The organism is Thalassotalea fusca (assembly GCF_053485835.1).
On record NZ_JBQRUN010000012.1, the window covers coordinates 44,868 to 56,225 of the forward strand.

Here is an 11,358-nt window from a genome sequence, read left to right on the forward strand (position 1 = left end):
CTGTTTTTATTACAGGCCTTTTTGTTTATTTATACATTATTTTCGTGAGAAATATTTACTACCTCTATTTTCATAGAATATCCATTCAACTTGTGATTTACGCATTAATTCAATTATGGCGAATTACTCGCTACAAATAGTAATTTCAGTTATATCACTGGAAAATATGTAGTAAAAACACAAATTCTCCATGCTATACTGCGGTTTTAGTTTTGATTGATTTGCCGTTTTTAATCTATGTTGCCTCATATTCACCCACAAGAACTTGTTGATCCGCTTTATCAGGATTTTGCCGACACCCTCAAGCAAACGTCGTCCTTTACCGGAGAAATTAATTGCCAGTACGGTGCACGATTGGCAGTAGCAACGGATAATAGTATTTATCAGCGATTGCCGCAATTGGTGATTCATCCTCGCACAAAACAGGATGTACAGCTGATCACGCAATTAGCGTCACAAGAAGAATACAGTGCTATTAAATTCAGTGCGCGCGGCGGTGGCACTGGCACAAATGGACAAAGCTTAACACCCGGCATAGTGATAGATTTATCTAAATACATGAATCGTATTTTAGAGATAAATGTTAAAGAAAACTGGGTGCGCGTAGAGGCAGGTGTCATAAAAGACCAACTCAACGACTATTTGAGACCTCACGGCTTCTTTTTCTCACCTGATTTATCAACCAGCAATAGGGCAACTGTTGGTGGTATGATCAATACTGACGCTTCCGGCCAAGGCTCATTAGTGTACGGTAAAACGTCTGATCACGTACTTGGTTTAACCTCGGTTTTAGCGAATGGTGAGTTACTAGAAACGCAGCCAATGGCAATTGAAGAAGCGAAAGAGCTTGCTCAACAAAATACGGCTTACGGCAAAATTATCAAACAAGTATTTGAAAGCTGTATAGAAAAGCGCGAAGAAATTCTGGCGAAGTTCCCGCGTTTAAATCGCTTTTTAACAGGTTATGACCTAGAACACGCGGTAAGTGAAGACCTTACCAAGATTGATGTTTCACGTTTAATTACGGGCTCAGAAGGATCATTGGCGGTTGTTTGTGAAGCCAAACTAAACTTAACGCCAATTTCAGTCGCTAAAACGCTCATTAATATTAAGTACGACAGCTTTGATTCTGCACTGCGTCATTCACCAACATTAGTTGCGGCTAAGGCAACATCAGTAGAAACCGTTGACAGTAAAGTTCTGAACTTAGCGCGTGAAGACATTATTTGGCACTCCGTTAGTGACCTGATCCAAAACGTTGAAGGCAAAGTAATGGATGGCCTGAATATGGTTGAATACAACGGTGAATCGGTTGAACAACTTGCCGATACCGTTGCTCAGCTTACGGCGCAGTTAGATAAGGATATTGAGAATAATACGGGAGTTATTGGCTATCAGGTAACTTCTGATTTAGCGAGTATTAATCGTATATATGCGATGCGTAAAAAAGCCGTAGGCTTGCTAGGTAATACTAAAGGCGCACAAAAACCACTGGCTTTTGCCGAAGATACAGCCGTACCACCGGAGAAACTAGCCGATTTTATTGTTGAATTTAGGGCGTTGCTAGATAGCCACAATTTACAGTACGGCATGTTTGGTCATGTGGATGCTGGCGTTTTACACGTACGCCCAGCATTGGATATGTGTGATCCTGAACAAGAAAAACTACTCCGCGTAGTGTCTGACGAAGTGGTTAAGTTGACTGCTAAATATGGTGGCCTTATGTGGGGTGAACACGGAAAAGGTTATCGCAGTGAATATGGCCCCGAATTTTTTGGTGAATCGTTATTTAACGAATTACGACGAATAAAAACAGTATTTGATCCACATAATCAAATGAACCCGGGAAAGATCTGCACACCGATAGATTCTGCCGAGACATTAGTAACTGTTGATGACATCAAGCGTGGCACGTTTGATCGTCAAATCCCGATCGAAGTAAAAACGTCGTTCAAAGCTCCAATGGAATGTAACGGCAATGGCTTGTGTTTTAATTACGATGCTAATAGCCCGATGTGTCCATCGAGTAAAATTACTCGAGATCGTCGTCATTCACCAAAAGGGCGCGCAGGCTTAATGCGCGAATGGCTACGATTAGTTGAAGCCAAAGGTGTAGATATATTATCGGTAGAGCAACAAATTAACGGTTGGTCGGTTAAGCAGTTACTCGATAAAGTTAAATCGAAATTCAAACCAAATGCGTCTGAAGATTTTTCTCACGAAGTTATGGAAGCAATGGCAGGGTGCTTGGCTTGTAAAGCATGTGCGAGCCAATGTCCGATTAAGGTCGATGTACCAGATTTTCGTGCAAGATTTATAAACCTTTACCACTCGAAATATTTTAGACCGCTGAAAGATCATCTAGTGGCAAACGTTGAGTTGCTGACGCCAATGATGGCAAAGGTGCCAAAGTTAACCAATAAGTTGCTCGGCTCAAAAATCTACGACAAACTGTCGAAAGCAAGTATCGGCTATGTTGATACACCTTTATTATCAATTCCGACCCTACAACAAAGCGTACAGCAAAAAGGGTATGAGCAACTGGATTTAGTTAAGTTGCAGAGATTGACTAACGAACAGCGTGCAAAAACTGTATTAGTGGTGCAGGACCCATTTACCTCGTTCTATGATGCTCAAGTGGTTATTGGCTTGATGGATTTAGTTAAAGGGTTGGGATATGAACCTGTATTGCTCCCTTTTAAACCAAATGGCAAACCGCAACATGTTAAAGGCTTTTTAGGACGATTTGCACGCACTGCGAAAAACACCGCTGATTTCCTCCAGCAAGTACACGCGTTGGGCATGCCAATGATTGGCTTAGATGCTTCTTTGGCGCTATGTTATCGCGATGAATACAAACAAATTTTGGGTGATAAGCGAGGTGAATTCAATGTGTTGTTGGCCCATGAATGGCTAATGACAACACTCGATGATATCAACCTCGACCTATCAAATAACATAGCAGACAATTACCAATTATTTGCGCACTGTACTGAAAAAACTGCGCTTGCTGGTAGTGAACAGGAATGGCAACAAATATTTGCTAAGTTTGGCTTAAACCTGAACAAGCAATCAGTTGGCTGTTGTGGAATGGCGGGCACTTATGGCCACGAAAAAGTTAATCTTGAAAATTCGATAGGGCTTTTTGAACTTAGCTGGCGCGACAAAGTCGACCAGTACGAAGAAGCGCAATTGGTGGTTACAGGCTACTCGTGCCGTAGTCAGGTAAAACGGCTTGCAGGTAAACTAACGCAGCATCCGGTTGAAGTGTTGGCTAAACAAATTGCACATTCATCTTAAGCGTTGTAATGTAGGTAAATGCTAGGTAGCGACGGTTGCTACCTATAGCAAATTGGCAAAATTTGCAGTAGACTTAAATGATATAACGTTGTTATTAAGGAAGTTATGAAAGCTTTATTAGGTAGCTTAGCTAAGAAAATTAAAGGTGATCCTTCAGGTAGCGAACAGCTAAAGGCTTTTATATCGAGTAGCTCTAAAGAGAGCGAAGTTATAACATTATCCAATGGTAAAAAATATCGTGTATCGACTTCGCCGAAGGAAAAAGCCGTTGCATGAACATAGCTTTTCCCGCGTTTTTTATTCTAGTACTACTAATTCCTGGTTTCATTTTTCAAAACGCTTACGAAAGAGTTGAGAATACCAGCATAGAGAAAAAGCCATTCGATGTTTCCTCATCATTGGCTTTTTTTTACGCCTTGATTTTACATACATTTTTAATTTGTATTGTGATCCCTCTTTCTGGCAACGAAATTGATTACGATGTTTGTATAAAACTATTAATTGGTGCTAAATCGATATCAGATACTGAATTGGCTACAATCAGCAATAATATTTCGAGCATTGTCTTATATTTCGCTGGCTCCTTCATATTAGCTTATGGTATGGGTAAGCAATTCCAGAAACTTATCTTTTATTTTAATCCGTTCAAATCCTCCAAATACGCGTTTGATACGCCTTGGTACTACGAACTTACGGGCAAACTTTCAGAAACTCAAAATGCTGAGTTGATTAAATTATCTTGCTTAGTTGAGTCTAAGAACACTGCATTCTTATATTATGGTGTGCTAGAAGATTTTTACCTTGATTCAGCGGGGCAGCTCGACCGCATCGTACTTTCTGGCGCGATGCGACGCCCAATTGAATCGGATGATATTCAGTCTACACCTACTTCAACCAGATTCTACGATATCAAAGGGGATCGATTGATTTTAAAATACGAAGATATCAAGAATATCAATATCGAATACTTGTACATTGTAGAAGAAGAATAGGGCCATTAGATTTATCAGTGACCAGCGCTTAGCATTAGTATTATGCTAAGCCTAAATTAAAACTAAACCTATTCTTTCATTTCTTTCTATAAGCCACTAATCACACCTATTGTTGTCAAGTAGCCGCTAACATTTGGCTCGCTATGTAAATTCAATAAATGGCTCCAATATCTAATAGCTAACCATAAGGCACTGAAGTCGTGTATGTTTTTTGTTATTAATAACGTGCATAGCGAGCCATTGTCGTTCTCGAATAAGTAATAGGCTCGCTATGTAAAGCTAGCAAATCGTTGATGACCTTTTATTTTACTGGTAAGCTCTTAAAATTATTAGATTAAAGCGTGGATTTACATGTCAGATATTTTAGATTGTCGACAGTTTAATTCGGTATTCACGCTAATGAGCTGTTAGGTATACATGGATGAAGCCTCTACTAATTATCGTAGCATTATTCTTTTGTAGTTCTGTAATATCGAGTGAGCCTGATACGATTCAATTCATAATGAAACATGATGTTTTAAAAGAGTTGGATGTTAGAAATCTTAGCGAAGTCATATGGAATAAAGAAATGACGGCCTTAGCATTCTGTACTAAGGAAATACCAAATAAATGTTACGTAGTAGATTCAGTACAAGTTGCTGATGTTACCGCGCTAGAATCGGCAAACTTAGGCAAGCTAGGTTTGTACTCAAGACAAGACTATCAAAAAATTATTTCCTTTCCTCATAAATGGTTAAGAACCGAGAAGGATTTTTATCTGGTATCTTTCAAAACTCAGGCTTGGCGTAATGGCCAACGCTATACAGTAAAAGAGCCAGCATTGGTTGAAAATGGTAAGTATCAGGGTAGGTAGTAAAGTATACCTAACAAGCGAATTAATCGTGATTCGCCATAGTTTTTCATTTTTAGTTGCAAACAGCGCAATAAAATTGCCAAACTACGCTCACACATTATTCAGGCGTTATGTGTAAAAGGAGTTCTAGTGGCATTCGATATGTATGCAGGCCATAAGGAAGAAAAGATTGAACACAGTGAAGAGTATCTCTTTATGTATATCAATGAACTCGACGAGTTTCCTATTCTGAATTGGGTATGGCATGAATTCTATAAATCGCCTGTAATAAACTCTGAACAAGCGAATGCAATCGTTCATGAGTTAATTTACTTAAGCACCATACATAGCTCTGATAAACAGTTGATAAATACTGTTGTACGTTTGTTGCCATTTTTCAGCTTTTGCTACAAAAATGAATTAACAATTAAAACTGCAAGTGATTAATATTGTGGTAATTTACACATAACAAAGCCATTAAGAACGGAACTGTAATTGTTGGCTCGGTTTCGCTCCGCTTCACATTTTAGCCAACAATTACACGTCCGCTTATGGCGGCGTTATAAGTCTCGCGGGTTTAGGTTAGTAATTCAATGGATAAGTTAGAATCTGAAATATTGAAATGGTATATTCAGCACTATCCAGAATATGCTGAAAGCCTTGAGGTTCTTTCAAAGCGTTGCAATATTGATGAAAGAGAATATTCTGACGGGTATGGCGCATTTATTACGTTTGATCTTAGCAGCGAGAACGTTTTTCTTGATGTTCCTGATGAAGTTGCGCAAATTGAAGGTCCATTAATCAAGTCTCCCGAACTAGAGTACGGCGCAAGTGTTGGCTTGGGCCTAAATGAAAAAGGAAACGTAATTTATATGGAAATTTGGGCTCATAATTATGATTACCCACTACATAGGCATGTTAAAGAGTACATATTCGAGACTCCTTCAATCAACTATATTAATTTAGTTGAATAGACTTATAACAAGGCCATGAAGAACGGAACCGTAATAGTTGGCTCGGTTTCGCTCCGCTTCACATTGTAGCCAACAATTACTTGTCCGCTTATGGCGGCGTTATATGCAATTATATGCAATTCGGGTTTAAGAGTAATATTCAAGTAAGGTTGTATGGAAAATTTAGTTGTAATTAGAGAAGCACAAGAAAGTGATCACTCATTTATTTTTGAGTTATCACCTTACTTAGCGGAAGTGGCTCATTTAGAGTGGCATAGTGATGATGCCATTCAAAAAATGCAAGATGATTATATTTCTGAAATGCTTGCTGAAACTTCTAAACCAAATATCACATTTATCGCTGAGATCAATGATGTTTCATTGGGCTTTATTCATGTGCGCACACATGAGGATAGTATTTCAGGTGAAACTTGTGGAACTATACCGCTTCTTGCCGTATCACCTAAGTCACAAGGTTTAGGGGTAGGTAAACGTTTAATTGAGCATGGTGAAAAATGGGCTAAAAACTTAGGATGTCGGTTGTTACATCTAGAGGTATTCGCCAATAATAAAAAAGCAGATAGGTTCTACCAAAATATAGGGTTTAAACCTGAAACGGTTCATATGATAAAACCTATATAGAGTAATTTGCATATAACAAGTCACTCAAAAGGACAAATAACAGTTGGTTTTTGCTCCTTCGTCGCTTATTTTAACCAACTATTATTTGCCTCTTAGTGAGGCGTTATATGCCTAGGAGGGAGTCGTGCATATTGCCATCAGTTTCAAAACTTCAAAATTCGACGTTTCAAAGGAAAATAAGAACCCTATAAATCCAATTTACGGAGAGTCTTTGCTTACATGGATAAAGCAAGAGTTAGGTTCAGAATTTGAAATTACCGAACCTGATGCAGAGGATTGGGGTTGGTATAGTTATTTTACATGGAATAATCGCCAATATATGATTGGTGCATCTGTTTACTTTGAAGAGGGCGATGAGCCTACTGCTGAGCTAGAATGGATTTTCCAAATTGATAAGCAGCGTTCATTCTTAGAAAGGTTGCTTGGGAAAGAGAAAATATCCCGTACCGATGATTGTGTTTTATTTCTTAAATCAAAGCTAGAAGCCGAGCCCAGTATAACTTCAGTTGTATTCGAGTAGTCGGCATATAACAAGGCCATGAAGAACGGAACCGTAATTGTTGGCTCGGTTTCGCTTCGCTACACATTGTAGCCAACAATTACTTGTCCGCTTATGGCGGCGTTATGCATTATTCAGAGGTTGTAAATTATATGGCAAGATTAATTTTGGTTTGTGGCCCTACAGGAGTAGGTAAAACAACTTACTCGCTATCACTGGCTAAAGAAATAGATGCAATAAAATTTTCTATTGACCCATGGATGCAAACACTATTTTCAAAAGACATGACCAGTCTAGATTTCGAGTGGATGATGGAAAGAGTAAAGAGGTGCTCAGAACTAATTTGGCAGGTTAGTGAGCAGATTTTGGCTATTAATGGAAACGTGATATTGGATCTTGGTTTCACTACTAAAGAGCAAAGAGATTTTTTTGTTAATCGTGGTAAAGAACTTGGTCTAGATCCAGAAATACATTATTTGAACGCTTCGAAAGATACTCGTAAACAGCGTGTCGAAAAACGAAATACCGAAAAAGATCCAGCTGTATACGCATTCGAAGTGACTGATATGATGTTTAACTTTATGGAGCCAAGATTTGAGGTTCCAGATGAAGATGAACTAAAAGATGGCCGTACAATTAATGCATAACAAGTTGCTTATTTTGTGCTGTATTACGCCATCAGGCGATAATCCTCTTGTTTAACCATCAACGTCCAAATCAATCGCGCATTTCTCGCCGCTAAGGCAACCGCCGCACGCAAGTAACCGCGCCGCGCAATCAATTCTCTTACCCAACAGCTGACTTTATCTTGTTTATCTCTGAGGTTTGCCATAACGGCTCGAGCACCATGGATTAAGCACATACGAATATATTTGTCGCCTCGTTTAGTAATGCGGCCTATTCGAATTTTACCTCCGGTAGTGAATTGCTGAGGTACAAGCCCTAGCCAGGCACAGAACTGTCGACTGTTTTTAAATAATCTCGGGTCGGGTACATTGGCTGACATGGCGGTAGCCACCTGCTTACCAACACCGGGAATGGTCATCAGTCTTTGTGCGATAGTATCTTCACGTACTTGCTGTACAAGTGCACGGTCATAACTAAGAATTTGCTCGTTGGCTTGCTTAATGCGCTGCCAGAGGTTATCAATCATTTGGCGTGCTAAATGTGGTAGGCCATTTTCAGCATCTTCAAGAATATCTTGAATGACGCCTTGCAAACTATAGCGTCCTTTCGCGATGACAATCCCAAACTCAGACAGAAACCCTCTAAGATGGTTAATCATGGTGGTGCGCACTTTTACTAAACCTTGACGTACACGATGTAACGTCATTACTGCTTGTTGGTCGACAGTTTTAACTGGCACATGGCAGATATTCGGGCGCATTGCTGCTTCACAAATGGCTTCGGCATAGTTATTATCGTTTTTACCGTCAGTGCGAAAAGGTTCAATGAACTTGGCGGCAATAATCGCGACTTGGTGTCCGAGAGATATACACTAACACGCCCAATAATGAGCGCCACTGCATGCCTCTATGGCGATGAGACAAGGATTAAGTTGAGCAATATAAGGAAGTAACTTTTTACGTGAAAGCGTTTTCCTTAGAACAACCTTCCCATGTTTATTCATGCCAACTAGGCTAAAGGTATTTTTTGCTAAATCGATACCAAGTGTTTTAATGTTATTCATGGTGGACTCCTTTTTTGAGTTTCGCACCTTAAGTTTGGCAAATTTGCCAAAGTCAGGGGAGTCCATCTCATTCGTTATGTGTAAAGGGAAGTTATGAGTAAGTGTTCAGAATTTGCAGTCTTTAAAGTTTCGAAAGAAAATAAACGTAAAGTCATTGAATTGAGTCTGTTGATTTTTAAGGAAATGAATTCAGATGGTAAAGTTATAATTGCACATGAAATATTGCAAAAAACAGATAATGAAACCGAGTTGTGTTGGCATCTAACATGGGTTAGTCCAGATGCTGCAAAAGAGACAACCGCAAAATGGCCATCCTTTCCGAGCACAAAAGAGTTTCAATCACTTGTCGGTGATAATGTTTACTACGGTCATTTTATTGGAGCAATTTACACATAACAAGCAAATAAATTAAGACAAATAACAGTTGGTTCTTGCTCCTGCGTCGCTTATTTTAACCAACTGATATTTGCCCATTATTAGGTCGTTATACGTTTTCTAATGATCGTCGTAATGCCCACCTATGGCGAAAATGTATATATATTCATCATCAAATTTATAAATTAGTCGATCTTTTTGTGATATTCGCTTTGACCATAATCCAGACAAATTATGCTTCAAGGGTTCTGGCTTACCTAAACCAGTACTAGGATCTGAGCGGAGCATCTCCTTTAACACTTTGCACAATGCTTTATGAAGTTTTTTATCTTTTTCTCTTAATTGCTCATAGGTGAGCCACGTCTTGCCTTCAAAGATTAGTGATCTCATCTAATTGCTCTTGTGTTGGTTTATAGCCTTTATTTTCGGTATGTGTTTTCAGCGAATCAGCAATTTGCTGCATCAAACTATTACTTTGTAAAACGTGTAAAGTTTCTTGCTCGCGTTCCCAATCATCAGCACTCATTACTACAAAAGCATCACCGGCTCGCCTAGTAACCTTTATAGGTTCATGTTGGCTAACTGTTTGCTCAACGTATGCTTTTAAGTTGTCTCTAAATTGGTTTACACTTATGCTATCCATAATTCCAACCTTGTTCATGTACGGTAATGTCGTACATTATAGTTAAAAAAATATAACAAGGCAATAATAGTGATTCCTTAAATTTGGCATTTTTAATTGCAAACGACGCAATAAAACTGCCAAACTACGTCACACAATATTGAAGCGTTAGGGCTATAAGGAAGTCGCCTTGTAGTGGCCAAGTAAAATTGGCCGCGATTTGGAAAAATAGCTTGTGGAGATCAAACACGAAAAACTATGCTATTGTTAAGCATGCTAGCCTCAGCTATTTAATTTATGACGAAAATCACACCGCTTAAACAGACTAACTATGGATCTGGCTTTGCCTACGCTAGCTATCGGAGTCTAGCAACCGCTGAGTGAATCATTATTTCTAGGCCATTTGATCCACGAGCATCGTCTGAGGACTACAAAGTGAATAGAGTAATATTTCTTTTGGCTCTGATAGGAGTTGCACCGCTGGTTTCTGAGCAGCATGTAGCGGCAAAACGACCTCCGATTATCGACGTTCATATACACTCCTACCGAGCGGAGGGTTTTTCTGAACGCTTGTCCCCCAATGCTGTGAGTGGCGAGATGCCTGCTGCTACGACAGCTAAAGAAAACATGCAAGCGACTTTGAGGCAAATGGAGAAATTCAATATTGTGCTTGGCATTGTCAGTGGGCCCCTAGAATCGGTTGGTGCATGGCTTGAGGCTGCTCCTGACAGGATCATCGCTGGGGCCTATGAGGGGCCGCGAGGGATTTTGCCAGACATTACGGTCTTACGTGAATCCTTCGAGTCTGGTCGCCTTCGTGTGATGGGGGAACTGGGGTTACAGTACCGCGGCCTTAAACCCAATGCATTACGCCTAAAGCCGTATTTTCGTTTGGCTGAAGAGTTGGATGTCCCTGTCGCGATTCACACAGGACTCGCTGCACCGAAAACGCCATACAAGTCATGCTGTTCAGATTTTCGAGTGACACTAGGAAATCCAGAGCACCTGGAAGAAGTGCTGGTGCAGTATCCAAAACTTCGTGTATACCTTATGCACGCTGGGTACCCTTACCTGCAAGAGACAAAAGCGATTATGCTTATGTACCCGAGGGTATACGCCGACCTTGCTGTGATCAATTGGGTCTTACCACGAAAAGAGTTTCATTATCATCTTAAAGCACTGGTTGACGGCGGTCTTGGCAAGCGGCTGATGTTCGGTTCAGATTCACAGCTGTGGCCGGATGCTATAGAAATGGCTATTGAGAGCATCGAATCAGCAGAATTTCTTACTGAGGAACAAAAAAGGGATATTTTTTACAACAATGCTACTCGATTCTTTCGATTTAATGGCGAACCACGCGAGTTCCTGCAACAATGAAGCCTAACGTGGCTACAAACTGGACAATAAACGCGCTAAATTTTCGCCTGATCGCTCAACTACAGTTGTCTTTAAG

Annotated in this window: 13 protein-coding genes and 1 pseudogene; 11 read left to right on the forward strand and 3 right to left on the reverse strand. The window is 39.9% G+C overall.

Going from position 1 to position 11,358, the window contains the following annotated elements; translation table 11 throughout:
* The first annotated feature begins 237 nt into the window (after positions 1 to 237).
* From ydiJ to ACSLUK_RS14360, 9 genes are all read left to right on the forward strand, one after another.
* The gene (ydiJ, locus tag ACSLUK_RS14320) at positions 238 to 3,300 is read left to right on the forward strand and encodes a D-2-hydroxyglutarate dehydrogenase YdiJ (protein ID WP_448549350.1); all 3,063 of its coding nucleotides are present in this window, start codon (positions 238 to 240) and stop codon (positions 3,298 to 3,300) included.
* A 105-nt stretch (positions 3,301 to 3,405) separates the two neighbouring features.
* Positions 3,406 to 3,576 (forward strand): hypothetical protein, encoded by a 171-nt coding sequence (locus ACSLUK_RS14325; RefSeq protein WP_448549351.1) that lies wholly within the window; start codon positions 3,406 to 3,408, stop codon positions 3,574 to 3,576.
* Complete coding sequence (locus ACSLUK_RS14330) at positions 3,573 to 4,292, forward strand: hypothetical protein (protein WP_448549352.1); 720 nt, start codon at positions 3,573 to 3,575, stop codon at positions 4,290 to 4,292. The genes ACSLUK_RS14325 and ACSLUK_RS14330 overlap by 4 nt, the downstream gene beginning before the upstream one ends.
* Before the next feature lie 421 nt (positions 4,293 to 4,713).
* A complete protein-coding gene (locus tag ACSLUK_RS14335; RefSeq protein ID WP_448549353.1) occupies positions 4,714 to 5,145 on the forward strand; it encodes a hypothetical protein in 432 nt (143 codons plus the stop codon).
* A gap of 129 nt (positions 5,146 to 5,274) precedes the next feature.
* On the forward strand, positions 5,275 to 5,571 hold the full coding sequence (locus tag ACSLUK_RS14340; protein ID WP_448549354.1) for a hypothetical protein: 297 nt from the start codon (positions 5,275 to 5,277) through the stop codon (positions 5,569 to 5,571).
* 146 nt (positions 5,572 to 5,717) lie between these two features.
* On the forward strand, positions 5,718 to 6,098 hold the full coding sequence (locus tag ACSLUK_RS14345; protein ID WP_448549355.1) for a hypothetical protein: 381 nt from the start codon (positions 5,718 to 5,720) through the stop codon (positions 6,096 to 6,098).
* A gap of 153 nt (positions 6,099 to 6,251) precedes the next feature.
* Positions 6,252 to 6,719, forward strand: a complete 468-nt coding sequence (locus tag ACSLUK_RS14350) for a GNAT family N-acetyltransferase (protein WP_448549356.1) — start codon at positions 6,252 to 6,254, stop codon at positions 6,717 to 6,719.
* 124 nt (positions 6,720 to 6,843) lie between these two features.
* Positions 6,844 to 7,239: a hypothetical protein gene (locus ACSLUK_RS14355; RefSeq protein ID WP_448549357.1), complete on the forward strand. Its 396-nt coding sequence runs from the start codon at positions 6,844 to 6,846 to the stop codon at positions 7,237 to 7,239.
* A 104-nt stretch (positions 7,240 to 7,343) separates the two neighbouring features.
* Complete coding sequence (locus tag ACSLUK_RS14360) at positions 7,344 to 7,865, forward strand: P-loop nucleotide/nucleoside kinase family protein (protein ID WP_448549358.1); 522 nt, start codon at positions 7,344 to 7,346, stop codon at positions 7,863 to 7,865.
* 23 nt (positions 7,866 to 7,888) lie between these two features.
* Here ACSLUK_RS14360 and ACSLUK_RS14365 read toward each other — a convergent pair.
* Positions 7,889 to 8,908: pseudogene (locus ACSLUK_RS14365) on the reverse strand (IS110 family RNA-guided transposase).
* A gap of 93 nt (positions 8,909 to 9,001) precedes the next feature.
* Between ACSLUK_RS14365 and ACSLUK_RS14370 the strand changes: the two are divergent.
* Positions 9,002 to 9,304, forward strand: coding sequence for a hypothetical protein (locus ACSLUK_RS14370; protein ID WP_448549359.1), 303 nt, complete (start codon positions 9,002 to 9,004; stop codon positions 9,302 to 9,304).
* A 99-nt stretch (positions 9,305 to 9,403) separates the two neighbouring features.
* Here the strand turns inward: ACSLUK_RS14370 and ACSLUK_RS14375 are convergent, their stop codons facing one another.
* Positions 9,404 to 9,673 carry a Txe/YoeB family addiction module toxin gene (locus ACSLUK_RS14375; RefSeq protein ID WP_448549360.1) on the reverse strand — a complete coding sequence of 90 codons (270 nt, stop codon included), beginning with the start codon at positions 9,671 to 9,673 and terminating at the stop codon, positions 9,404 to 9,406.
* The gene (locus ACSLUK_RS14380; protein WP_448549361.1) at positions 9,654 to 9,926 is read right to left on the reverse strand and encodes a type II toxin-antitoxin system Phd/YefM family antitoxin; all 273 of its coding nucleotides are present in this window, start codon (positions 9,924 to 9,926) and stop codon (positions 9,654 to 9,656) included. Before ACSLUK_RS14380 ends, ACSLUK_RS14375 begins: the two co-directional genes overlap by 20 nt.
* Before the next feature lie 414 nt (positions 9,927 to 10,340).
* Between ACSLUK_RS14380 and ACSLUK_RS14385 the strand changes: the two genes are divergently transcribed.
* Positions 10,341 to 11,282 (forward strand): amidohydrolase family protein, encoded by a 942-nt coding sequence (locus ACSLUK_RS14385; protein ID WP_448549362.1) that lies wholly within the window; start codon positions 10,341 to 10,343, stop codon positions 11,280 to 11,282.
* The last annotated feature ends 76 nt before the right edge of the window (positions 11,283 to 11,358 follow it).

Bases quoted from the DNA above. Each gene is read 5' to 3' on its own strand.
- ydiJ (WP_448549350.1), top strand. From the start codon at position 238: ATGTTGCCTCATATTCACCCACAAGAACTTGTTGATCCGCTTTATCAG.
- ACSLUK_RS14325 (WP_448549351.1), top strand. From the start codon at position 3,406: ATGAAAGCTTTATTAGGTAGCTTAGCTAAGAAAATTAAAGGTGATCCT.
- ACSLUK_RS14330 (WP_448549352.1), top strand. From the start codon at position 3,573: ATGAACATAGCTTTTCCCGCGTTTTTTATTCTAGTACTACTAATTCCT.
- ACSLUK_RS14335 (WP_448549353.1), top strand. From the start codon at position 4,714: ATGAAGCCTCTACTAATTATCGTAGCATTATTCTTTTGTAGTTCTGTA.
- ACSLUK_RS14345 (WP_448549355.1), top strand. From the start codon at position 5,718: ATGGATAAGTTAGAATCTGAAATATTGAAATGGTATATTCAGCACTAT.
- ACSLUK_RS14350 (WP_448549356.1), top strand. From the start codon at position 6,252: ATGGAAAATTTAGTTGTAATTAGAGAAGCACAAGAAAGTGATCACTCA.
- ACSLUK_RS14360 (WP_448549358.1), top strand. From the start codon at position 7,344: ATGCATTATTCAGAGGTTGTAAATTATATGGCAAGATTAATTTTGGTT.
- ACSLUK_RS14370 (WP_448549359.1), top strand. From the start codon at position 9,002: ATGAGTAAGTGTTCAGAATTTGCAGTCTTTAAAGTTTCGAAAGAAAAT.
- ACSLUK_RS14375 (WP_448549360.1), bottom strand. From the start codon at position 9,673: ATGAGATCACTAATCTTTGAAGGCAAGACGTGGCTCACCTATGAGCAA.
- ACSLUK_RS14380 (WP_448549361.1), bottom strand. From the start codon at position 9,926: ATGGATAGCATAAGTGTAAACCAATTTAGAGACAACTTAAAAGCATAC.